A 21,635-nucleotide genomic window follows, 5' to 3' on the forward strand; every position below is an offset into this window, starting at 1 on the left:
GGCGTCGGTGGGGTCATTCGGCGATGCAGTTCGGTGGCGCAACCCTGAAGGCTTTGGTCAGCCAGGCCAGGTAGAGCATGCCAAGCAGGGCCCAGATTCCGCCGAACAGCAAGGAGTGTTCGTTCAGGTCCAGCCACAGCGAGACGATGATGCAGAAGCCTATCGTCGGCGCCACCAGATACTTGAGGTTGTTCGTCAGGCCCTTGTTCTGTCTCTCACGGATATAGCAGTGGTTGATCACCGAGAGGTTGACGAAGCTGAACGCCACCAGCGCGCCGAAGTTGATCACCGAAGTGGCGGTGACCAGGTCGAAGAAGATCGCCGACAGCGAAATCAGGCCGACCACGGCGATGTTCAGCACCGGGGTCTTGTAGCGCGGGTGCAGGCGGGCGAACACCCCGGCCGGGATCACGTTGTCGCGGCCCATCACGTACAGCAGGCGCGACACGCTGGTCTGCGAGGCCAGGCCCGAGGCGATGGTGTTGATCACCGTGCAGGCGATGAACACCGACTGGAACAGCTTGCCGCCGACGTACAGGGCGATTTCCGGCAGGGCTGCTTCCTGGTCGTGGAAGCGCTGCATGGTCGGGAAGTAGGCCTGGATAAAGTACGACACCCCGATGAACACCACGCCGCCGATCAGGGCGGTCAGGAAGATCGCCCGGGGGATGGTCTTGCCTGGGTCGCGGGTTTCCTCCGACAGGCAGGTCACTGCATCGAAGCCCAGGAATGAGAAGCACAGGATGGTCGCGCCCGCGGCCAGCGCGGCGAACTGGGTCTGGTCATCGGCGAACGGCAGCAGGCTCCAGGCGGTGCCCAATCCCTCGCCGTGGCCCAGGCCGCGCCAGCACAGGTAGATGAACACCGAGATGATCGCCACCTGCACGGCGACGAACAGCAGGTTGAAGTGCGCCACCAGGTTGATGCTGCGCATGTTGATCAGGCTGATCAGGGTGACGAAGCTGGCCACCCATACCCAGGCCGGCACTTCGGGAAACATTGCCGACAGGTAGAGCTTGGCCAGCAGCGCGTTGACCATGGGCAGCAGCAGGTAGTCCAGCAGCGACGACCAGCCGACCAGGAAACCCACGTGCGGGTTGATGGCGCGTTGGGTGTAGGTGTACGCCGAGCCCGACTGCGGGAAGCGCCGCACCAGCGTGCCGTAGCTCACGGCAGTGAACAGGATGCCGAGCAGGGCCAGGATGTAGGCGCTGGGCACATGCCCTGCAGTGATGCCGGAGACGATGCCGAAGGTATCGAACACGGTCATCGGGGTGAGGTAGGCCAGGCCGATGATCACCACGTGCCAGAGGCGCAGGGACTTGCGGAACTGGGCATCGCCGGAAGCGCTGTGGTCAGGCTGCATGCGGGCGCTGCTCCTGTGTCGAAACAACGGGCACGGCGAGTGACGGGCACGACAAGGTCGAGCGGATGGGCTCCATGTTGTTCACCTTTTATGTTGGAGCTGCAGGGTGCGCGAAATAAACAACGATGGTCGTTTGAGTGTCAAGTTAAACATGACAGGTAGTCAGTTGGATGGAAGGTGAATCGGTTTTTTTGGCCGTTATGCACTGTTATTGGCCGATTGAGCGGATCGTAAGTCGATTTTGATGTTCGTAAAAATTGACATTGCTGTTGGCCAAGGCAGGCTGCCCTTGGGGTGTCGATAAACGAAATACCGCAAGCATTACCGCGCCGGCCGGGTGCCGATGGTATTCTTGCCACCCCGCGTGCCCTCGTTTCCGTGGTCCGCCCAATCGCCCTTCCTATGGACAGCAATCGGTTCTATTCATGAAGAAATCAGTAGGCATCCTTTCCGGCCTGGCGGTCGCCATCGCCGTCGCAACCACCGCTGGCGCCTGGTACACCGGCAAGCAACTGCCCGCGGAGCTGGAACGCTCCGTTGCCCGCGGCAACGAAGAGCTGAAGAAAGCCCTGGTCGGTAACGGCGGCAGCATGACCATCGAGCTGGTCTCGCTGGACCAGCACTTCTTCACCAGCACCGCGCACTACCGCCTGAAGGCCGAGAACGTGCAGCTCGGCGAGGCCGAGGCGCTGAACTTCCAGGTCGGCGTGACCGACCAGATCGAGCACGGCCCGTTCCCTTGGTCGCGGGTCAAGGCGTTCAAGCTGATGCCGGTCATGGCCACCAGCAACAGTGCTTTGGACAAGGATGACTTCACCGCAGGCTGGTTCACCGCCGCCGGCGACAAGGCACCGGTCACCGCCCAGGTCAGCCTCGGCTACAACGGCAGCGTCGACAGCGATATCCGCCTGGCGCCGGTGACGCTCAAGGAGGACGGCGGCAACGTCCTGGACTTCTCCGGCCTGCAGCTGCAACTGCGTGGTGACCGCGACGGCAAGGCGGTGGAGATCCACGGCAATGCCGAGCACCTGGAGTTGAACTTCGTCGATGAGCAACACGCGCCGGTGAAGATCCTGCTCAACGGCTTCAAGGCCGGCGGCAAGCTCCACGAAACCGCTCACGACATGGTCTATGTCGGCAACTTCGACCTGGCCCTGGCCGACACCCAGGTGACCTTCGGGCCGAAGCAGGAAGTGCTGGTGCTCAAGGGCCTGCAGCAGAACAACCTGTACAACGCCGAGGGCGAGGCCAATGACAAGCTGGCCGGACGCCTGGAATACAAGGTTGCCGACATCAGCTATGCCGGGCGCAAGGTCGGCAGCGCGGAAATGGTCCTGACCATGAAGTCCATCGACATCGCGGCCATGCAGGCGCTGATGGAGTGGTACCAGACCCAGCTGCCGCAGATGCAGCAGGCAGCCGCCGAGGGCGAGGCGCCGACGTTGGACATGACCCCCGAGGAGCAGGCCAAGGTCCAGGGCGAGTTGCAGAAGCTGCTGGTGGCCAAGCCGCAGGTCGCGGTGGAGAAGCTGGCGTTCAAGACCGCCAATGGCGAGAGCCACTTCAACCTGGCGATGGACTTCGCCAGCCCGAGTTCGTTCGACCTGCCGCCTGACCAACTGGGCAAGCAGCTGCTGACCCAGCTGAAGGCCAAGCTCAGTGTCTCCAAGCCGATGGTCGGTGACCTGGCCACGTTGCAGGCGCTGCTCGACGGCGAGACCGACGCCCAGGCCATTGCCCAGCAGTCCAGCCAGGCTGGCGAGATGCTCGGCATGATGGCGCTGCAGAGCGGCATGGCCACGGTAGAGGGCACCGATGTGGTATCGAGCCTGCAGTACGCCGATGGCATGGTCGACTTCAACGGCAAGAAGATGACCGTCGAAGAGTTCGCCATGCTGATCAGCGGCCACCTGGCGGCGCTGCAGCCGCAGGGCTGAGCCCTCGGGCAGACCCGCTCCCATCATCGTGGGAGCGGCGATGCGGCGACCCGACTTGCTCCGCGACGGAGGGCTGCAAAAACCCCTTTTGCATCCTTCCGATTGCCTGTAGCCTTCGCGTCCGATAATAATCCGCGCCCGCAGAGGGGCCGAGACGCTGGCCGTCCGGCACCGCTAGCCGATCTGCCAGGGCCGGGTGATACACTCGACTGACGCGCTCAAGCGCCCTGCAGGTCCAGCGATCATGACCCAGATTTCCGAACGCCTGTTGGTCCAGGCGCACCTCGATGCCAAGCAGCCCAACCCGCTGACGCCCGCGCAGGAGGCCGAATACCGTGCGGCCATCGCCGCCGAGCTGAAGAAGCAGAACGCCGTGCTGGTGGCCCACTACTATTGCGACCCGGTGATCCAGGCCCTGGCCGAGGAAACCGGCGGCTGCGTGTCCGACTCGCTGGAAATGGCGCGCTTCGGCAAGAATCACCCCGCCGAGACCGTGGTGGTGGCGGGGGTGCGCTTCATGGGCGAGACGGCGAAGATCCTCACCCCGGAAAAACGCGTGCTGATGCCGACCCTGGAAGCGACCTGTTCCCTCGACCTGGGGTGCCCGGTCAAGGAATTCTCGGATTTCTGCGACCAGCATCCCGAGCGCACCGTGGTGGTCTACGCCAATACTTCCGCAGCAGTGAAAGCCCGCGCCGACTGGGTGGTGACCTCCAGCTGCGCGCTGGAAATCGTCGAAAGCCTGATGGACAACGGCGAGACCATCATCTGGGGCCCGGACCAGCACCTGGGTCGTTACATCCAGAAGCAGACTGGTGCCGACATGCTGCTGTGGGATGGCGCCTGCATCGTTCATGAAGAGTTCAAGTCGCGCCAGCTGGCCGACATGAAGGCGCTGTACCCGGACGCCGCGATCCTGGTGCACCCGGAGTCGCCGGAAGCGGTGATCGAGCTGGCCGACGCGGTGGGTTCCACCAGCCAGCTGATCAAGGCGGCGCAGACCCTGCCGAACAAGACCTTCATCGTCGCCACCGACCGCGGCATCTTCTACAAGATGCAGCAGCTGTGCCCGGACAAGGAATTCGTCGAGGCGCCGACCGCTGGCAACGGCGCGGCCTGCCGCAGCTGCGCGCACTGCCCGTGGATGGCCATGAACACCCTGGAGCGGGTGCTGGACTGTCTGCGCAATGGCAGCAACGAGATCTTCGTCGAGCCGGCGCTGATTCCCAAGGCGATCAAGCCGTTGAACCGCATGCTCGACTTCACCCAGGCGGCGCGGTTGAAGTTGTCCGGTAACGCCTGACCGGTTGCACAAACCATCGCGGGGCAAGTCGGGTCGCCGCGATGGTTTCTGGCTGTGTATCAGCGCCCCATCATCTCCTTGACCATGCGCTGCTGCTCCATGATCTCGCGCTGGCGCTGGTCGATCTGTGAAGCCAGCGGGAAGTTGCTGCCCGAGCGGCGCTTGGCGTAGTCGAGCTGCTGGATCGCCTGGTCGAAGTCGCCGACCAGGGTGAAGTATTCGGCGCGCGCGCGGTGCAGGCCGATAGTGTTGCCCGACAGCCCGCGCACTTCGGCCACGTCGTACCACACGTCCGGATCGTCCGGACGGTTCTTGACCAGGTCATCCAGCACCTTTTCCGCTTCGGCCGGCTTGTTCTGCTTGACCAGCAGGTCGGCGCGCACCTGTTTCAACGGGTAGTTGCCCGGGTACAGCGCCTGCATGCGCTGGGCGCGCTGCTGGGCGTCGGCCAGGCGGTTGTTGGTGATGTCCAGGTCGATCTGCGCCAGGTTGTAGGTGATGTCGTTGGGCGCCTTGGCCAGCAGCGGCTTGAGGTTCTCCCGCGCTTCGTTGAGCTGGCCGCCCTTGATCTGCGCCAGGGCCAGGCCGTAGCGGGCGGCATCCATGTTCGGGGTTTCGTCGAGCTGGGCGCGGAAACGCTTGGCGGCCATGCCCGGCGTGCCTTCGTAGGTGAGCTGCACGCGGGCGCGGATCAACTGGTAGCGCAGGCTATCTTCCACGCCGCCCTTGGGCGCCTGTTCGGCGCGGTTGCGGGTGTCGGCGATACGCGATTCGGTAACCGGGTGGGTCAGCAGGAATTCCGGCGGCTTGGCATCGTAGCGGTACTGGCGGGCCAGGCGCTCGAACATGCTGGGCATGTTGCGCGGATCGTAGCCGGCCTTTTCCAGGTTGAGGATGCCGAAACGGTCGGCTTCCTGTTCGTTCTGCCGGGAAAAGCGCCGCTGCTCCTGGATTGCCGCGGCCTGTGTGCCGGCGATCACGCCAATGCCGGCATCGCCGCCGCCGCCCGCCGCCAGCACGATACCGGCCAGCAAGGCCGCCATCATCGGCAGTTGCATGCGTTGCTGGGCCTCGACGCCGCGGGCGAAGTGGCGTTGCGACAAGTGCGCCAGTTCGTGGGCCAATACCGAGGCGTACTCGCCTTCGGTCTGGGCATTGAGGAACAGGCCGCCGTTGACCCCGACGATGCCACCGGGTGCGGCAAAGGCGTTGAGTTCCTTGCTGTCGATAAGGATGAACTCCAGGCGCCGGTCCTGCAGTTGGCTGGTCTCGGCCAGCTTGTACACGCTGGTCTCGACGAAGTCCTTGAGCTGTGGGTCGTTGAGCTGGTTCACCTGGCCGCGCAACAGGCTCAGCCAGGCGCGGCCGAGCTGGTGTTCCTGTTGTGGCGAGACGATCGCGGAGCTGGCGTCGCCCAGTGACGGCAGGTCGTCGGCGTGGCCGGGCAGGGCCAGCAGGCAGGCCAGCGTCAACAGGGTGGGGCGCAGTAGATTCATGCAGAAGCTCGCGTCGGTCAAAAGCCTTACTGTAGCCGGGTCGCGCGATGCCGACCAGTGGCGGTATCCTAGCAGCCTTCCCCATGCGGTCCTGGAGCGCTGCCCGATGAGTGACACCCCGACTTGTGACGCCGAGCTCGATGCCAGCGGTCTCAACTGTCCATTGCCGCTGCTCAAGGCGAAGATGGAGCTCAATCGCCTGGCCAGCGGCGCGGTGCTCAAGGTGCTCGCCACCGATGCCGGCTCGCAACGCGACTTCCGCACGTTCGCCCAATTGGCCGGTCATACGCTGCTGCATGAAACGGCCGAGGCCGGGGTCTACACCTACTGGCTGCGCAAGGCCTGATTCCCTTCATTAGGCTCTATACGAAAAGCCTTGATACTTGTTCATGCTGCGTTGAAAACAGCCTCGGAATGCTCATGTACTCTAGTACACTCCGCTTCCTCGGCTGTTTTCGCCTTGCCTGACCTGCGTCTCAAGGCTTTTCGTACAGAACCTAGGATCGTCAATGTTCAAAGTGCTTCGCGACTGGATGCAGCGCTACTTCTCCGACGAGGAGGCAGTGGTGCTGGCGGTCCTGCTGTTCCTGGCCTTCACCGTGGTGCTGACCCTGGGTGGCATGCTCGCGCCGGTGCTGGCGGGCATGGTCCTGGCGTTTCTCATGCAGGGGCTGGTCAATGCCCTGGAGCGCCTGAGGGTACCCACACGGCTGGCCGTCTGGCTGGTGTTCGCGCTGTTCATGGGCGCGCTGGCGGTGTTCATGCTGGTGCTGGTGCCGCTGCTCTGGCATCAGCTGATCACCTTGTTCAACGAGCTGCCCGGCATGCTCGGCAAGTGGCAGTCGCTGTTGCTGCTGTTGCCCGAGCGCTACCCGCACCTGGTGTCGGATGAGCAAGTGCTGCGCGCCATCGAGTCGGTGCGCGGCGAAATCGGCAAGTTCGGCCAATGGGCATTGACCTTCTCCTTGTCGAGCCTGCCGCTGCTGGTCAATGCCATGATCTACCTGGTGCTGGTGCCGATCCTGGTGTTCTTCTTCCTCAAGGATCGCGAGCTGATCGGGCGCTGGGTCAGTGGCTACTTGCCGCGTGAGCGCACGTTGCTCAACCGGGTGGGTGACGAGATGAACCGGCAGATCGCCAACTATATCCGTGGCAAGGGCATCGAGATCCTGATCTGCGGGATTGCCACCTATATCGCCTTCATCAGCCTGGGCCTCAACTATGCCGCCTTGCTGGCGCTGCTGGTGGGGCTGTCGGTGGTGGTGCCGTATGTCGGCGCGGTGGTGGTGACGGTGCCGGTGACCCTGATCGCGCTGTTCCAGTGGGGCTGGGGCGACCAGTTCATCTACCTGATGGCGGTGTACGCGATCATCCAGGCGCTCGATGGCAACGTGCTGGTACCGTTGCTGTTCTCCGAGGCGGTGAGCCTGCACCCGGTGGCGATCATCTGCGCGGTGCTGCTGTTCGGCGGGCTGTGGGGGTTCTGGGGGATCTTCTTCGCGATCCCGCTGGCGACGCTGTTCAAGGCGGTGCTGGATGCCTGGCCGAGGCAGGAAACGTCTGTGGCGCCGATGCTGTAATTGCTGGGGCCGCTTTGCGGCCCTTTCGCCGCGGTTCGTCGCCACGACAAGCCGGCTTCCACATGGATCGCTTTACCTGTGGGAGCCGGCTTGTCGTGGCGACGAACCGCGGCGAAGGGCTGCGCAGCAGCCCCATGCGTCCTTAAGCCTTGTTCAAGGCCTCGGCCGCAGCCAGTACCGCATCCACATGCCCGGGCACCTTCACCCCACGCCATTCCTGGCGCAGCACACCGTCCTTGTCGATCAGGAAGGTGCTGCGGTCCACGCCCAGGTATTCCTTGCCATACAGCTTCTTCAGCTTGATCACGTCGAACAGCTGGCACAGGGCCTCGTCCTTGTCGCTGATCAGCTCGAAGGGAAAGGCCTGCTTGGCCTTGAAGTTCTCATGGGACTTGATGCCATCGCGCGATACGCCGAACACCACGGTGTTGGCGGCCTGGAACGCCGCGTGCTGGTCGCGGAAACCCTGGCCTTCGGTGGTGCACCCCGGGGTGCTGTCCTTGGGGTAGAAGTACAGCACCACTTGCTGGCCTTTCAGTTCAGCCAGGCTGACGCTCTGGCCGCTGGTGGCCTGCACCTGGAAATCGGCGACGGGTTGGTCGATTGCTACGGCCATGGGAGCTTCCTTAGACAGGGTTCTGTGGACGCCACGGTTCGATCAGCGCGTCCAGGTTGAGGGCGTCGGCGAAGTCGAGGAACTGGTCGCGCAGCCAGCTGATCTGGGTGCCGGCTGGCAGGATCACGGTGAACTGGGCGTTGAGCATGCTGCTGCCGGTCTGCGGGGCGAGGTAGGTGTCGCAGGTCATGGCTTCGAGCTCGACGCGGTGGTCGAGGAAGAACTGGCACAGCTCGTTGATGATGTCCGGGCGATAGGCGGCGCTGACATAGGCCACGTAGGGCAGGGCCTGCGGGCGCACTTCCTGGTCGGCGCTGCGGACCACGTCCAGCGTCAGCCCGTGCTTCTTGCCCAGGCCTGGCAGGGTGGCCTCGAGGCGGGCCAGGGCATCCCAGCTGCCGCCGACCTGCAGCACCAGGGCGCTGGTTTCGCCGTGGCGCGACAGGCGCGAGGTGACCACCGCGCAGCGATTGTCGAAGGCCGCGCGGCTGAGGACGTTGGCCAGCTCCATGGGGTTGGGGCCCAGGGCGCTGATGACGAGGAATTGTTCGCGAACGGTGGGGGTGGACATGCAGCATTCCTAAAGCGATGAGCGGTCGGTACAGGACGGGGGCAAGCCTCCTTTTCCAGCAGGGCCCCGGCCGGTTTGGGCGGCTGTGGACGCAGGCGAGGAGCACTGTCGACGGCCCGGCGGGCCGCGCTGTACCGATCAAAGGATCAAGGGTAGCGAAAAGCGGCGCGAAGGGGAATGCTCCGCCCGCCTGCTTCGCTTGTGCAAGGCCGATGGCGCCAGTACCATTACCGCTCTCTTTTTCCGGCAGGAGCAATTACATGATTGCGGGCAGTATGGTGGCGTTGGTCACACCCATGGATGCACAAGGGCGTCTGGACTGGGGCAGCCTCGACAAACTTGTAGACTTCCACCTGGAAAATGGCACTCACGCGATCGTAGCTGTCGGTACCACCGGTGAATCCGCCACGCTGGACGTCGAAGAGCACATCCTGGTCATCAAGCACGTGGTCGAGCGGGTCAAGCACAGCAAGAAGCGGATCCCGGTAATTGCCGGTACCGGTGCCAACTCCACTGCCGAAGCCGTGCACCTGACCCAGAATGCCAAGAATGCCGGCGCCGACGCCTGCCTGCTCGTCGTGCCTTACTACAACAAGCCGACCCAGGAAGGCCTGTACCAGCACTTCAAGCACATCGCCGAAGCCGTCGACATCCCGCAGATCCTGTACAACGTGCCCGGCCGCACCTCCTGCGACATGCAGGCCGAGACCGTGATCCGCCTGTCGAAGGTCAAGAACATCATCGGTATCAAGGAAGCCACCGGCGACCTGGTCCGTGCCAAGGCCATCCTGGACGGCGTCGACAAGGACTTCATCGTCCTGTCCGGCGACGATCCAACCGCCGTCGAGCTGATCCTGATGGGCGGCAAGGGCAACATTTCCGTCACCGCCAACGTCGCCCCGCGCGAAATGGCCGACCTGTGCGAGGCCGCCCTTGAGGGCAATGCCGAGAAGGCCCGCGCAATCAACGAAAAACTCATGCCGCTGCACAAGGACCTGTTCTGCGAAGCCAACCCGATCCCGGTGAAATGGGCGCTGGTTGAAATGGGCCTGATGCAACAAGGTATCCGCCTGCCGCTGACCTGGCTGAGCGAAGGCTGTCACGAAAAAGTCCGTACTGCCTTGCGCCAGTCCGGCGTACTGGTTTAATCGAGGAAGTACACCGCATGAAGCGACTGGCTGGTCTTTCCGCTCTCGCCCTGATCATTTCCAGCACCAGTGGGTGCGGCTGGCTGTGGGGCGAGGATGGCTATTTCCGCGACCGTGGCAGCGACTATCTGCAGGCGCAGCCTACCGCGCCGATGCAGCTGCCGCCGGACGCCAGCAACGTCAAGCGCCTGGATCCGCTGTTGCCGATCCCGCGCAACGTGGCCGACGATCGCGCCAGCGGCGAGTTCGAGGTACCCCGTCCACAGCCGCTGTCGGCCACCGCCGACATCAGCGATTTCAGCCTGCAGCGCAGCGGCAACAGCCGTTGGGTACTGGCCCAGCGTTCGCCTGCCGAAGTCTGGCCGGTGACCCGCCAGTTCTTCGAGGACAACGGTTTCCGCATCGCTGAAGAGCGCCCGCAGACCGGTGAATTCAACACCACCTGGCAGCGCTTCGACGAGCTGTCGGCCTCCCTCGGCCAGCGCCTGGCCAGCACCTCCAGCAGCGCGGACAGCGAAGTCCGCGTGCGGGTGCGCATGGAGCCCGGCGTGCAGCGCAACACCTCCGAGGTGTATGTGGTCAGCGTTGAGCGCCCGGCCGGCAGCACTGCCGAGCCTGACTTCCCGTCCGCCTCCAGCAACACCGGCACCGACGCTCTGCTGGTCGACGAAATGCTCGCCAGCATGAACCGCAGCGCCGAGAAGGGCGGGTCGGTCTCGCTGCTGGCCGCGCGCGACTTCGATGCCCCGAGCCAGGTCAGCCTGAGCGAGGACGGCAGCGGCAACCCGGTGCTGTTCCTGGGTTCGGACCTGGACCGCGCCTGGTCCGGCGTCGGCCGTGCCCTGGAGCAGGGCGAGTGGCGCGTCGAGGACATCAACCGCAGCCTGGGCCTGTACTACATCAACCTGTCCGAGAAGCCTGACGACAAGCAGAAGGAGCCTGGCTTCTTCAGCCGCCTGTTCGGCAGCGAGCCGAGCAAGGAAGAGCGTGAAGCCCGCGCCGAGCGTTATCAGGTACGCCTGAGCAAGGTGGGTGAAAACGTCCAGGTGACCGTCGAGAAGAACATCAACACCGTGGCCCCGGCCGATGTCGCCCGCCGCGTGCTGAGCGCGATCCAGGACCACCTGGGCTAAGTGCGCTTCGCGGTTCTTGGAAGCGGCAGCCAGGGAAACGGCACGCTCATCGCCAGTGGTGACACGGTCATCCTGGTCGATTGCGGCTTTTCCCTGCGCGAGACCGAGCGGCGCCTGGCGCTGCTCGGGGTTTCGGCCACGCAGTTGAGCGCGGTGCTGGTGACCCATGAACATGCCGACCACGTGCATGGCGTGGGGTTGCTGTCACGGCGCTACAATGTACCGGTCTACCTCAGCCAGGGCACCTTGCGCGGCATGCGCAAGCCGGTGGAGGTGGCCGGTTTTCTCGGTTGCGGCGATGTCGTGCAGATCGGCGATCTGCAGGTCAGCGCGGCACGGGTCGAGCATGATGCCTACGAGCCGTTGCAGTACGTGATCAGCGACGGTCGCCGCCGCTTCGGCATGCTCACCGACCTGGGCAGCTACGACGCGCAGTTGTTGGAGCGCTATCAGGGGCTCGATGCCCTGCTGATCGAAGCCAACCATTGCCGCGACCTGCTGGCCCGTGGGCATTACCCGCGCTTTCTCAAGCTGCGGGTCGGCGGCAGCCAGGGACATTTGAACAACCACCAGGCCGCGAGCCTGGTGGCCGAGTTGGGCTGGCAAAACCTGCAGCACCTGGTGCTGGCCCACCTCAGCAGCAAGAACAATCTGCCACATCTGGCCCGCCAGTGCTTCGTCGACGCCCTCGGGTGCGATCCGGACTGGCTCCAGGTGGCGAATCAGGATCAAGGGCTCGACTGGCGCCAAATCGCCTAGCCCACCTACTCAAGCAAGCGGAGCCCATCATGGAAAAACGCGACGAACTCTACCGCGGCAAGGCCAAATCGGTTTACCAGACCGACGACGCCGACCGCTTGATCCTGCTGTTCCGTAACGACACCTCGGCGTTCGACGGCAAGCGCATCGAACAACTCGACCGCAAGGGCATGGTGAACAACAAGTTCAACGCCTTCATCATGCAGAAACTCGAAGAAGCCGGCGTGCCGACCCAGTTCGACAAGCTGCTGGGCGACAACGAGTGCCTGGTGAAGAAGCTCGACATGATCCCGGTCGAATGTGTGGTGCGTAACTACGCCGCCGGTAGCCTGGTCAAGCGCCTGGGCGTGGAGGAGGGCATCAAGCTGGAGCCGTCCACCTTCGAGCTGTTCCTGAAGAACGACGAGAAGGGCGACCCCTTCATCAACGAATCCCATGTTGTCGCTTTCGGCTGGGGCACCGCCGAACAACTGGTGGAGATGAAGAAGCTGTCGTTGAAGGTCAACGAAGTGCTGAGCAAGCTGTTCGACGACGCAGGCCTGCTGCTGGTCGACTTCAAGCTGGAGTTCGGCGTGTTCCACGGCCAGATCGTCCTGGGTGACGAGTTCAGCCCGGACGGCTGCCGCCTGTGGGACAAAGAGACCCGCAAGAAGATGGACAAGGACCGCTTCCGCCAGGGCCTGGGTGACGTGATCGAAGCCTACGAAGAAGTTGCCAAGCGCCTGGGCGTGCCGCTGTAAGCGGCGCGTTCACGCAAGCGCCTGATACCACGCGAATTTTTTTCAAAAAAGGTTTGCCAGAAACGAAATCGCTGGTATGATGCGCGCCATTGGAGAGATGCCGGAGTGGTCGAACGGGACGGATTCGAAATCCGTTGTACTGGCAACAGTACCTAGGGTTCAAATCCCTATCTCTCCGCCATACATGAGAAAGCCCCGAGATTAACGTCTCGGGGCTTTTTTCATTGTTCCTCTTTTTTGCAACGACTTCGTCAATAGCCGGTATTGGCGTCTGGGCATTGAGCGCGCAAAGGGCTGGAGGCAGCAGGAAAATCGCTGCTGGCAACCTGCCACGATTTGCAGCCGCACCACCTGTCGTAGAGAATCGCGACCTTTGTTTTCGTAAGGATGCGTGCAATGAAGTTCGAAGGGACTTTCCAATACATGGGCAATCACGGGATCGTCTTCAACGTCTCGCAGATCACCCTGACCGACAGCGAGCGCGGGCGTTTGCGCGAGCTGCATTTCGGCGAAGCTAAAAGCGCCCATTACGAGGTCAACAGCAAGGTTGTCGAGACGTACGACAGGATGCTGGCCAAAGGGCTGCCGTGCGTGATGAAGATCGGTATCTCCAAGCCGCTGACCCGGCAGCAGGGTGACACCCTCAATGCCCAGCGCACCAAGGTCGCCAACCTTGCCGCCTCGGCGTTTGCCGCCGCCGCCAGTTCTGTGGCATCGCCGTATGTTGGCGTGCCGGTGGGCGCTGGGGTGCGTGCCTATGCCAATGACGTCCTGCCCACCTACCATGCTGGCGATGTGTTGGTCAGCATCGAGGCGCAGGTCAATGGCGGCATCGGTCCGCAGCACTCCACTTCGACCCTGATCATCAAGACCTGAGGGAGGCGCCTGTGTCCGAAATTCCCTATGCGGTCATCGCCCTGGTGCTTTATGGTCTGCTGGATCGGTTCCTTAAACCCTACCTGCTGCGCAAGTGGCTGGGGGTGGCGCTGGTGGTGGTTGGTTTCGCCGGTTGCATCATTGTTAGCCAAGCCCGTTTGTTTGGGTTGGACCTGGGATTGCTGTCGGTCCTTGCCACCGGGTTGGGCGTGGGCCTGTTCGTGAGGCGACGGCGATTCGAGCAGGTTGGTTGATGCAATAAAGGTCTGTATCGATTTCTTTGCTGAAAGCCCCGTAGTTCGCGCTACGGGGCTTTTTGCATCACCACAGAGGGGCTGTTGGTTACTGCGTGGGAGACATCTTGCGACAGTGCTTTGGCCATGCCGGTGAGATAGTGGGCGGCGGCTAACAAAGTAGGTGCGTTCTTCAGATCCTGAGTCAGCGCGATATCACTCAGAATGTAGGCGCAGGTTATCAAGTGCGTGGATTGTTCCAGGGCATAGTCCATTGGGTGGCCCGCAACGACTTGGAACAGTGGAGTTTCGTTACTGATTTCACCGCTTTCGCCAAAGCTGCCGATGCCGGTGGTGGTGATGCGTTTGTCTTGAGTCATGCCGGTTCTCCTTTCTCAGGGCGCGATCAATGCCTTGCCTGTACGCGGCTCAGGGCCATTTCTACCAAGCTGCGTGCGCTGTCGATTTCGTGCACGGCGGTCAGGGCCATGACCTGGCCCGGCGGCTTGGTGTGGATCATGGCGGCGTGCTGGGCGGCGGTGAAGGCGCAGACGAGATACTCGGCGATCTGGACGAGCAGATCCTCGAGGGTATGAGGGGAGTCGGATGCTTGTGGCGGAGGGTCGGGGACAATTTTTATCATGGTAGTAACCTGAGCTATTTGGGGCGTCCACCACAAGCTGTCAAACCAATGGAGGCAGCTGTACGTAGGTTGACAGACCGAGGCTCAGGTTCCCGGCGCACACGAATGTGCCCCACGCACAACTGCCATGAAGCAGCCATTGCGTTCTGAGCTACGGCCTGTCAAAGCCGGTCGTTGAGTTGGCAACGACGGGTCGAGACTAGGTCGCAGATCGAGCAGCTGCAATGGCCTGAATGGGGAAAAAGTGTGCTTGGGAAATGGACTACAGGGAATCAGGAAAGTCTGATGAAAACCTGTAGGAAGCTGAAAGGAATTACCCGCCTGTAACGTTTTAGCAAGTAGTTCAACTCGCTTAGTTGCCGTGCCAACAACTTGTTAGTTGACCCTCGTCAACGAGTGCACCTGTACTAGTGCCTTTCATTCTCACCGCCATTTCCCGTATGATCCGCGCGCCATCCGTTTGATGGTGGATCATGGACTAAAGGATTTTTATGAAAAAGCTGATCAAAGCTACTGTCGCTGTTGCTGTCGTTTCGGGCGTTGCCCTGCTGTCCGGCTGCACCGGCCAGGTCTACAACCAGCCTAAGAACTGCTCGTACGACTACCTGTTCCACCCATCGGTTTCCATCTCCAAGATCATCGGCGGCTGCGGCCCGATCGATAAACTGCCTCAGCAGCAGTAATCCTGGAAATACCCTGATCGGGTTGTTCACAGCCTGATCCAAGACCCCCGACCATGGATGTGGCCGGGGGTTTTTATTTCTCGGGGCCGCCTTTTCTGGCAGTTCCGCCCTGGGCACGCATTGGCAATTGAACGCTGCTGGCATATCGCCAACTGTTCCATTGCCATTCCCGGTCGCTCGCTATAGTGCATGACACCCTGACTGACAGCCTCAGGACGAGTCTGGATCCCCGACCATGGACGGCATACGGCCCGCATTTCGCTGCGTGTGCCGTCTGCACGCCTGCGCGCTCGCGCTCCTTTCTTCCTCCTTGGCCCGTCGAGTCTCAACCCGGCGCCCTGGCGCTGTTCGAAGGCAAGGGAGATGCATCGAGATGGCCACCTACCCCGTCCAGATCACCAACAACACCAACCTGGCGCTGGACATCTACACCACCCTCAACAAGAACCCCGCGACCGATCCGCCTTCCACCAATCCGGCGGACTATACCGCCGTGTACACCCTGCAAGGCTCGCTGGGCGCCAACCAGAGCACCACCTTGCCCCTCACCGAGAGCCTGGCGCGGCTGGTGATCGTGCGCCAGAGCGACCAGTTTCCCTTGCTGGTGCAGGTGGCCAACGCCCTGTTGCCGGACTCGGAACAGGTGCGGGTCGGCAACCAGGATGTGACCACGGCCAACTCCGGTTGGGCGTTCTACCAGTCGTTCATCAGCCAGCCCTTCACTCCCACCGCCCTGGAATTCTGCGAACTGGTCAGCGATACCCCGGCCAACGCCCTCAACGACAAGGCCGCCTCTTTCTTCGCCGCCAATGGCTACCCTGGGGTGAGTTTCGCGCTGTTCTCGGCCCTGGGTTACTGGGCCAACAACCAGCTGTACGCCTATCCGGGCACCTACTACTGCTACGAGCCCCCCAGCGGCAACTCCATGGGCTTCATCCTGCCCACCACCCAGGTGGGCACGTTGACCATCGCCGACGGCAAGGCCAACTACAGCCCCAGCACGGGCGGCGGCAGTGCGCTGCAGTTCCAGTACGGCCAACTGACCAGCCCAGGTGCCGACGACAAGCACGGCTTCAACACCACCGGGTTCATCCGCGACCTGACCTGGGAAGGCAAGCCCGAAGTGATTACCTGGGCCTTTGTCGGTACCTGTGACGGCCAGCAGTTCATCGCCCAGTCCTACCAAAACCCGCAGTTGCCCTGGTACGCAGTCGCCTACGACATGGCCTATGGCGCGTTGTTCACCGTGCAGCTGGCGATGACCCTCGACGCCGCGATCAACCTGCTGGGCACCGTGGCCAACGGCATGCAGTGGCTGGCGCAGAATACCGGCAAGCTGATCAGCCGCATCCAGGACAGCCTCAACAGCACCGGTGACACCGCCGGCGCCGGGAGTGGCGTGGGCGACGCAGCCGATCCGGTCAACGTCGACGTGGACATCGACGTGGATATAGACGTAGATGTGGACGTGGATATCGACATCGACATCGATGTGGACGTCGACGTGGATATCGACATCGATATCGACGTCGATTTCATCGCGGTGGTGGATGTCGATGTAGACGTGGACATCGACGTGGACATCGATGTGGTGACCGACACCGAGACGGACATCGACATCGATGTCGACGTGGATATCGACACCGATGTGAACGTCGAGCCCGGCGCACTGATGAAGGTGGTCAATGGCGTCGGCAACTGGATCATGACCAAGGCCTTGCCGACCCTGATCGAAGGGGCGGTGATCTACGTCGCCTTCCAGAGCGTGGGCGCGATCTTCCAGGCCTGGAAGAACCAGGACGAGAAGGACATCGAGAACCTGCAACCGCGTCAGAGCACCGGGGTGGGCGTGCTGGTCAACTACATGCTGCAGGACGACAAGCCAGTGGCGGCTCGCTGGCAGACCTTCAGCCAGTATGTGGCCGAAGTGCAGGGCGATCCGAAGACCGTCGGGGTGACGATTTCCACGTTGCTGCAGACCGGCAACACCAAGGCCGACAACGACGCGGCCAACTGGCGCTGGTCCAGTGACGACGAGAACCAGGTGGTGGCGAGCATGGCGCCCTACACCGGCGATCAAGCCTACAAGGCCTTCGTGATACTCGGCAACGCCACCTACCAGGGCAAGCCGCTGCCGGTGAAGGTGGGGGCGAGTGTTGCGATGAAGTACCTGGCCGCGCAAGGCGCCTGAGGAGCGAACCGCATGAGCATGACGACCCGCAACAACCACGAACAGGTGCAAGCCACCCAATACCCGAGCGCCGAGGACCACCGCCGCCGCTGGCGGCGGCTGGCCCAGGCCATCGCGGCCAGGGCCGCGGACATCAGCGACGATCCGGCCCTGCTGGTCGCGCCGCAGCGCCCCGGCACCCTTGAGATCCTTGGCTCGGGCATCGAGGCCTCGGACTTCAGCCGCAGCGACGAGGCGCGGATCCTCGCCGCCGACCATGTGTTCTATTGCGTTGCCGACCCGGCCACCAAGATCTGGATCCTCTCGCAGCGTCCGGACGCTTTTGACCTGTACGTGCTCTACGACGACAGCAAACCGCGTTACCTGACCTACATGCAGATGACCGAGGCCATGCTGCATCACGTGCGCAACGGCGATCATGTAGTGGCGATCTTCTATGGCCACCCCGGCGTATTCGTGCTGTCGACCCATCGCGCCGTGACCATCGCCCGCCGTGAAGGGCACCACGCCAGCATGCGTGCCGCAGTCAGCGCCCTCGACACCCTGTGTGCCGACCTGGGCGTGGACCCCAGCCAACCCGGCATGCAGATGTACGAAGCCACCGACATGCTGATCCGTCGCCGCCAGCCGGACCCGGGGCTGCACCTGGTGCTCTGGCAGGTCGGCCTGATCGGCGAGCTGGGCTACCGACGCCAGGGGTACCTGAACAGCAACTTCGCCGTGTTGCTCGACTACCTGGAGGCGCTCTACGGCCCGGAGCACCCGGTGATCAACTATGTCGGTTCGCGCTACCCGGGGATCGATCCGCTGATCGACCGGCAAACCCTGGCCAGCCTGCGCGATCCGCTGGCGCAATCGTGGGTGACCGGGATCTCCACCTTCTACCTGCCGCCGCGCACCGCAGGGCAGTCGGATCCGCAGATGCTCGAGCGGCTGGGGCTGATCCGCCCCGGCCAACCGGTGCGCGCCGCCAGTGATCCATTGCGGGTGATCGACCGCTACGACAAGCGTGAACGTCGTGCCTTCAGCGATTTCGCCCGCTTCGATGTGCCGGCCAGTTACCAGTGGCAGGCCGACACCGGTGCCGGACGTTTCATTCTTGCCTTGTCCGACGATGCCGAGTTGCGCCGGCAGTACCGCGACGACCCCCAGGCCGCGGTGCAGGCCTGGGGCGGGCTGGATGCCCGCGAACGGCATCTGCTGGGGCAACGCGACCCGGGTGCGGTGCAACTGGCAGCCAAGGGTGCCGATGCCCAGCGTCATCCCGGCAATCGTGAGGGGGTCGAGCACCTGCTGACCTATACCTCGGCCAGCAGCGCCTTGCACCGGGCGCTCAGCGCCGCCGCGCCGGGCGAGCTGCGTGCTGTCGCCGCGGCTTGGTCGCGCAAGGCTGGCCTGAGCATCGACTGGCCGGGCATGAATGCCGAGCTCAATGCGCTGCTGCAGTCGAGCCTGGCGCCCTGGAGCGGCTTCTACCTCGACAGCAGTCGACGCATGAGCCTCTCGTTGTTCAGCCGCATGAAGAACGCCGGCCTGCGTGTCGACCTCGATGGCCAACCGCTGGTGGGCGTGCGCTATCAGTCGGGCGTGCTGACCTGGAGCGCCGAGGCCGGCAATGGCAGTTCCGGTTATCTGCAATCCGATCTCTCGGTGCAGGGCGGGCGCAGCTGGATCGGGCTGGTGTGGCCCGCTGGGGAACAGGCTGGGAGCGGCTACAAGGTGGCTTTGCGCGGGCAATCGCTGGCGCGTCCGGCATGCCTGGCGGTAGGGGATTATCGGGTCGCAGGGGAGGCGCTGCGCATCGTGCCCTCGGCCTCGGCGAGCCAAGGGGTTGATGTGTTGCGCGAGGGCCTGGCGTTGCCCGGCGAAGTACTGTTCAACGGGCGTGATACACGCATCGGTGAGCGACGCCTGGCACTGTCGACACGTCGTTTCGAGGACCTGGCGCAGTGGGCCCAGGGGGCGTACCGCCTGCGCCTGGTGCATGGTCGCCTGGCCGAGTTGCTGGCGTTGCGCCTGGGGCCCTACGGGCTGGAGATCGCTGGCAAGCCGGTAACCGCCGAATTTCGCGAGGGACGCATCCAGTGGCAGGGTGGCCCGCCGGCCGTGGAGTCCGGCCAGTTGGACGTGACCCTCGATCCGATCACGCTCAAGCCGCTGTTGCATGGCCACGGCCGCAGCGCCGCGGGCAGCAAGGTGCAACTGCGCGGCATGGCCCTGATCGAGCCGCTGTGGATAGGCCAACTGCTCGAGCGGCCACGGTTGGGCTTGCCCGAGTGGGCCTGGCAGCACCTGGTGGCGGTGATGGTGGCGGCCAGCGACAAGGGCGGGATCTTCCTCTGGCATGGCTATGACCGTGCGCGCGGCAACCTGCGCCTGTTGCGCGAGGCGCTGGCGCGGTTGCGCCAGGGTGAAATGGAGGATGCCGGATGAACATGCGCGTGCAGCCGTTGCTGGCCGGGGTGGATCGTGCCTGGCTGATGGCCGAGGCCGGTGCACGGCCCCGGCGCAACCGTCTGGTTCTCGAATACGACACCCGGCGCTTTCCCTTCGCCGCGGCACTGACGCGGGACGTGTACAAGGTGCAGCGCCTGGACCGGCTGCACCTGTATCTGCGCCAGCACTACCTCGAACGTGGCCGCCCTGCGCGGCTGCGCCCAAGGGACAACCTGCTGCTCAGCGACATGATGGAGCGTCAGCCTGCCACGGCCGATTTCTGGACCCTTTACCACGCCTTCATGCTCCAGGTGCTGGCGCCGTTGGTGGGGCGTGGCATTTCCTATACCAGCCACCCGAAGCTGCGCGTGCACCTGGCCGGCACGCCCAGCGTGAGTTCGTTCCACCACGATATCTGCGTTACCGAGCGCATCGACCAGGTCAACTTCTGGATGCCGTTCACCGATGTCGAGGCTGGCGCCGCCCTGTGGCTGGAAAGCGACTATGGCAGTGCCGACTACAGCCCGGTCAGCCTGCGCTACGGCCAGGTGTTGATCTTCGATGGCGGCTACCTGGGGCATGGCTCGATGCGCAACGACAGCGAGCGTACCCGGGTCAGCCTGGACATGCGCTTCTCCTACAAGAAAGCCACCACCCGCGCCGAAGGGGTCGCCTTGCTCGACCACCTGGCCGGGATCCTCGCGCCTGACAGTGTCAGTGAAGGAGTACCGACGTGAACAATCAAGCCTTGCAGAGCCTACTCGATGGCCTGGTCGACCCCGGCTACGCCGTCCGGCCGCCCAGGGCGGTGTCGCTGGTGCACTACGGCCCGGACGGGGTGAACGTCGCCACCCGGGGTCGGGCCGAGTACCACGCCCAGACCGATGGTGGCCTGGAGGTGCGCTACCGCTCGGTGGACGCCGGGGGCGCGCCGCATGCCGACAGCCACCTGCTGATCGATGACCAGGGGCGGGCGCGCTCCTCGATCACTCGCCTGCTCGATGACCAGGGCCAGGTGCGGCGCTCGGTGTTCGGCCAGTACGACGCCTTGCACCTCACTGCCGTCGGCACGCCGTCCCACGGCATGGCCACGCTGTCGGCGAACGATGCCCAGGGGCATCTCGTCCATCAGGCGCAGATGGCCTACGACGAGGAGTGCTATGCCAGCTACAGCACCCGCCAGTTCGATGCCGATGGCCGTCTGCTGGGACGCACCTGCGTGTCCTATGTGCAGGCGCAGATGGCCGGAACCCGGCTGACAGGAGGCATGCTCGCGGTAAACCATACCGATGGCCGCGGCACGCGGACCTACAGCGCCAGGTCCTACCTGGGGGCCACCGGCGTGCCTTACCAGGTGATCGGTACGCGCTATATAGAAGGCGGCAATGCCGTGCTGGAGCACATCAACTCCGACTACGGCGGCGTGCTGTTCGACGCCCGCCGCCAGGTCCATGGCGGCGAACTGGTGGTACGCACCTTTGCCGCCTGCGGCAAACCCCGTAGCGCCACGGCCCTGCGCTATCGCCAGGGGCAACTGGTGGGCCGGCAGCGGCTGGACCTGGAAGGCGTCATGAAGGTGGTCGGGCCTGCGCCGTTGCTCTGCTCCTTCGCCCCCTGGGCGCCCAACCGCGCCGCCGATCGCAGCAGTGTGCAACGGCGCCAGGACGGCAGCCTGTTGCAGCGGCGCGAAGACTGGTTCACCCAGCCGGGCAGCAGCGGAACGCCTCGCCGGACGCTGGTGACCCTGTATGCCCGCGACGGCCAGCGGGTGATCCGTGTGACCGACGTGGACTATGCCGGGGCGCAGTTCGACAGCCGTGGCCTGCCGGTCGGCGGCAGCATCCTGTCCACCCATTACCAGGCCGGGGTGCGCAGCACCACGGCGTGCATTGCGTATTGATGTGTCATTCACCGCAACCAGCAA

21 protein-coding genes and 1 tRNA gene are annotated in these 21,635 nt (G+C 63.7%); 16 read left to right on the forward strand and 6 right to left on the reverse strand.

From position 1 onward, the window contains the following. Positions 1-13 precede the first annotated feature (13 nt). Positions 14-1,366 carry an APC family permease gene (locus ACZ9C1_RS25140; protein ID WP_198754974.1) on the reverse strand — a complete coding sequence of 451 codons (1,353 nt, stop codon included), beginning with the start codon at positions 1,364-1,366 and terminating at the stop codon, positions 14-16. A gap of 425 nt (positions 1,367-1,791) precedes the next feature. Between ACZ9C1_RS25140 and ACZ9C1_RS25145 the strand changes: the two genes are divergently transcribed. Both ACZ9C1_RS25145 and nadA read left to right on the forward strand, forming a co-directional pair. Further along, positions 1,792-3,303, forward strand: a complete 1,512-nt coding sequence (locus ACZ9C1_RS25145) for a YdgA family protein (RefSeq protein WP_476254497.1) — start codon at positions 1,792-1,794, stop codon at positions 3,301-3,303. Between the two features lie 244 nt (positions 3,304-3,547). Next, entirely contained in the window at positions 3,548-4,606 is a 1,059-nt protein-coding gene (nadA, locus tag ACZ9C1_RS25150; RefSeq protein WP_102681685.1) for a quinolinate synthase NadA, read from the forward strand. Positions 4,607-4,665: 59 nt separating this feature from the next. Here nadA and ACZ9C1_RS25155 read toward each other — a convergent pair whose 3' ends face one another. Beyond that, on the reverse strand, positions 4,666-6,102 hold the full coding sequence (locus tag ACZ9C1_RS25155) for a M48 family metalloprotease (RefSeq protein ID WP_046856749.1): 1,437 nt from the start codon (positions 6,100-6,102) through the stop codon (positions 4,666-4,668). Between the two features lie 106 nt (positions 6,103-6,208). On the opposite strand from ACZ9C1_RS25155, the gene ACZ9C1_RS25160 reads away from it, so the two are divergent. Continuing rightward, complete coding sequence (locus ACZ9C1_RS25160) at positions 6,209-6,448, forward strand: sulfurtransferase TusA family protein (RefSeq protein WP_023630920.1); 240 nt, start codon at positions 6,209-6,211, stop codon at positions 6,446-6,448. Between the two features lie 163 nt (positions 6,449-6,611). Next, positions 6,612-7,682 carry an AI-2E family transporter gene (locus ACZ9C1_RS25165; RefSeq protein ID WP_102681686.1) on the forward strand — a complete coding sequence of 357 codons (1,071 nt, stop codon included), beginning with the start codon at positions 6,612-6,614 and terminating at the stop codon, positions 7,680-7,682. A 142-nt stretch (positions 7,683-7,824) separates the two neighbouring features. On the opposite strand, the gene ACZ9C1_RS25170 is transcribed toward ACZ9C1_RS25165, so the two are convergent. Further along, positions 7,825-8,298 carry a peroxiredoxin gene (locus ACZ9C1_RS25170; protein ID WP_102681687.1) on the reverse strand — a complete coding sequence of 158 codons (474 nt, stop codon included), beginning with the start codon at positions 8,296-8,298 and terminating at the stop codon, positions 7,825-7,827. A 10-nt stretch (positions 8,299-8,308) separates the two neighbouring features. After that, positions 8,309-8,869, reverse strand: coding sequence for a glycine cleavage system transcriptional repressor (locus ACZ9C1_RS25175; protein ID WP_038705592.1), 561 nt, complete (start codon positions 8,867-8,869; stop codon positions 8,309-8,311). A 260-nt stretch (positions 8,870-9,129) separates the two neighbouring features. Between ACZ9C1_RS25175 and dapA the strand changes: the two genes are divergently transcribed. The 7 genes from dapA (at position 9,130) to ACZ9C1_RS25210 (ending at position 13,779) form a co-directional block, all read left to right on the forward strand. Continuing rightward, positions 9,130-10,017, forward strand: coding sequence for a 4-hydroxy-tetrahydrodipicolinate synthase (gene dapA / locus ACZ9C1_RS25180; protein WP_277503123.1), 888 nt, complete (start codon positions 9,130-9,132; stop codon positions 10,015-10,017). A gap of 17 nt (positions 10,018-10,034) precedes the next feature. Then, the gene (bamC, locus tag ACZ9C1_RS25185) at positions 10,035-11,150 is read left to right on the forward strand and encodes an outer membrane protein assembly factor BamC (protein WP_102681689.1); all 1,116 of its coding nucleotides are present in this window, start codon (positions 10,035-10,037) and stop codon (positions 11,148-11,150) included. After that, on the forward strand, positions 11,151-11,909 hold the full coding sequence (locus tag ACZ9C1_RS25190; protein ID WP_046856745.1) for an MBL fold metallo-hydrolase: 759 nt from the start codon (positions 11,151-11,153) through the stop codon (positions 11,907-11,909). A gap of 29 nt (positions 11,910-11,938) precedes the next feature. After that, the gene (gene purC, locus ACZ9C1_RS25195) at positions 11,939-12,649 is read left to right on the forward strand and encodes a phosphoribosylaminoimidazolesuccinocarboxamide synthase (RefSeq protein WP_016392503.1); all 711 of its coding nucleotides are present in this window, start codon (positions 11,939-11,941) and stop codon (positions 12,647-12,649) included. Between the two features lie 91 nt (positions 12,650-12,740). Then, positions 12,741-12,830, forward strand: a tRNA-Ser gene (locus ACZ9C1_RS25200). A 215-nt stretch (positions 12,831-13,045) separates the two neighbouring features. Further along, entirely contained in the window at positions 13,046-13,525 is a 480-nt protein-coding gene (locus ACZ9C1_RS25205; protein WP_028692998.1) for a hypothetical protein, read from the forward strand. 11 nt (positions 13,526-13,536) lie between these two features. Beyond that, complete coding sequence (locus ACZ9C1_RS25210; RefSeq protein WP_476254498.1) at positions 13,537-13,779, forward strand: hypothetical protein; 243 nt, start codon at positions 13,537-13,539, stop codon at positions 13,777-13,779. Between the two features lie 50 nt (positions 13,780-13,829). Here ACZ9C1_RS25210 and ACZ9C1_RS25215 read toward each other — a convergent pair whose 3' ends face one another. Both ACZ9C1_RS25215 and ACZ9C1_RS25220 read right to left on the reverse strand, forming a co-directional pair. Next, positions 13,830-14,138 carry a DUF3077 domain-containing protein gene (locus tag ACZ9C1_RS25215; protein WP_476254499.1) on the reverse strand — a complete coding sequence of 103 codons (309 nt, stop codon included), beginning with the start codon at positions 14,136-14,138 and terminating at the stop codon, positions 13,830-13,832. Positions 14,139-14,164: 26 nt separating this feature from the next. Then, complete coding sequence (locus tag ACZ9C1_RS25220) at positions 14,165-14,401, reverse strand: hypothetical protein (protein WP_476254500.1); 237 nt, start codon at positions 14,399-14,401, stop codon at positions 14,165-14,167. 491 nt (positions 14,402-14,892) lie between these two features. Here ACZ9C1_RS25220 and ACZ9C1_RS25225 point away from each other — a divergent pair, with 491 nt between their 5' ends. From ACZ9C1_RS25225 to ACZ9C1_RS25245, 5 genes are all read left to right on the forward strand, one after another. Continuing rightward, a complete protein-coding gene (locus tag ACZ9C1_RS25225; protein WP_023630554.1) occupies positions 14,893-15,084 on the forward strand; it encodes a DUF4223 family protein in 192 nt (63 codons plus the stop codon). Between the two features lie 373 nt (positions 15,085-15,457). After that, entirely contained in the window at positions 15,458-17,275 is a 1,818-nt protein-coding gene (locus tag ACZ9C1_RS25230; RefSeq protein ID WP_198754985.1) for a hypothetical protein, read from the forward strand. 12 nt (positions 17,276-17,287) lie between these two features. Continuing rightward, positions 17,288-19,708 (forward strand): hypothetical protein, encoded by a 2,421-nt coding sequence (locus ACZ9C1_RS25235; protein WP_476254501.1) that lies wholly within the window; start codon positions 17,288-17,290, stop codon positions 19,706-19,708. After that, positions 19,705-20,448, forward strand: a complete 744-nt coding sequence (locus tag ACZ9C1_RS25240) for a phytanoyl-CoA dioxygenase family protein (RefSeq protein WP_102681696.1) — start codon at positions 19,705-19,707, stop codon at positions 20,446-20,448. The genes ACZ9C1_RS25235 and ACZ9C1_RS25240 overlap by 4 nt, the downstream gene beginning before the upstream one ends. Continuing rightward, the gene (locus ACZ9C1_RS25245) at positions 20,445-21,611 is read left to right on the forward strand and encodes a hypothetical protein (protein WP_476254502.1); all 1,167 of its coding nucleotides are present in this window, start codon (positions 20,445-20,447) and stop codon (positions 21,609-21,611) included. The genes ACZ9C1_RS25240 and ACZ9C1_RS25245 overlap by 4 nt, the downstream gene beginning before the upstream one ends. Positions 21,612-21,635 lie beyond the last annotated feature (24 nt).

The organism is Pseudomonas sp. TE21435 (assembly GCF_056279265.1).

Excerpts from the sequence above, each read along its gene's own strand:
- ACZ9C1_RS25215 (WP_476254499.1), bottom strand. The coding sequence starts at position 14,138 with ATGACTCAAGACAAACGCATCACCACCACCGGCATCGGCAGCTTTGGC.
- ACZ9C1_RS25235 (WP_476254501.1), top strand. The coding sequence starts at position 17,288 with ATGAGCATGACGACCCGCAACAACCACGAACAGGTGCAAGCCACCCAA.
- ACZ9C1_RS25230 (WP_198754985.1), top strand. The coding sequence starts at position 15,458 with ATGGCCACCTACCCCGTCCAGATCACCAACAACACCAACCTGGCGCTG.
- ACZ9C1_RS25140 (WP_198754974.1), bottom strand. The coding sequence starts at position 1,366 with ATGCAGCCTGACCACAGCGCTTCCGGCGATGCCCAGTTCCGCAAGTCC.
- ACZ9C1_RS25145 (WP_476254497.1), top strand. The coding sequence starts at position 1,792 with ATGAAGAAATCAGTAGGCATCCTTTCCGGCCTGGCGGTCGCCATCGCC.
- ACZ9C1_RS25160 (WP_023630920.1), top strand. The coding sequence starts at position 6,209 with ATGAGTGACACCCCGACTTGTGACGCCGAGCTCGATGCCAGCGGTCTC.
- ACZ9C1_RS25165 (WP_102681686.1), top strand. The coding sequence starts at position 6,612 with ATGTTCAAAGTGCTTCGCGACTGGATGCAGCGCTACTTCTCCGACGAG.
- ACZ9C1_RS25155 (WP_046856749.1), bottom strand. The coding sequence starts at position 6,102 with ATGAATCTACTGCGCCCCACCCTGTTGACGCTGGCCTGCCTGCTGGCC.
- dapA (WP_277503123.1), top strand. The coding sequence starts at position 9,130 with ATGATTGCGGGCAGTATGGTGGCGTTGGTCACACCCATGGATGCACAA.
- nadA (WP_102681685.1), top strand. The coding sequence starts at position 3,548 with ATGACCCAGATTTCCGAACGCCTGTTGGTCCAGGCGCACCTCGATGCC.
- ACZ9C1_RS25175 (WP_038705592.1), bottom strand. The coding sequence starts at position 8,869 with ATGTCCACCCCCACCGTTCGCGAACAATTCCTCGTCATCAGCGCCCTG.
- ACZ9C1_RS25220 (WP_476254500.1), bottom strand. The coding sequence starts at position 14,401 with ATGATAAAAATTGTCCCCGACCCTCCGCCACAAGCATCCGACTCCCCT.
- ACZ9C1_RS25225 (WP_023630554.1), top strand. The coding sequence starts at position 14,893 with ATGAAAAAGCTGATCAAAGCTACTGTCGCTGTTGCTGTCGTTTCGGGC.
- purC (WP_016392503.1), top strand. The coding sequence starts at position 11,939 with ATGGAAAAACGCGACGAACTCTACCGCGGCAAGGCCAAATCGGTTTAC.
- bamC (WP_102681689.1), top strand. The coding sequence starts at position 10,035 with ATGAAGCGACTGGCTGGTCTTTCCGCTCTCGCCCTGATCATTTCCAGC.
- ACZ9C1_RS25170 (WP_102681687.1), bottom strand. The coding sequence starts at position 8,298 with ATGGCCGTAGCAATCGACCAACCCGTCGCCGATTTCCAGGTGCAGGCC.
- ACZ9C1_RS25205 (WP_028692998.1), top strand. The coding sequence starts at position 13,046 with ATGAAGTTCGAAGGGACTTTCCAATACATGGGCAATCACGGGATCGTC.
- ACZ9C1_RS25240 (WP_102681696.1), top strand. The coding sequence starts at position 19,705 with ATGAACATGCGCGTGCAGCCGTTGCTGGCCGGGGTGGATCGTGCCTGG.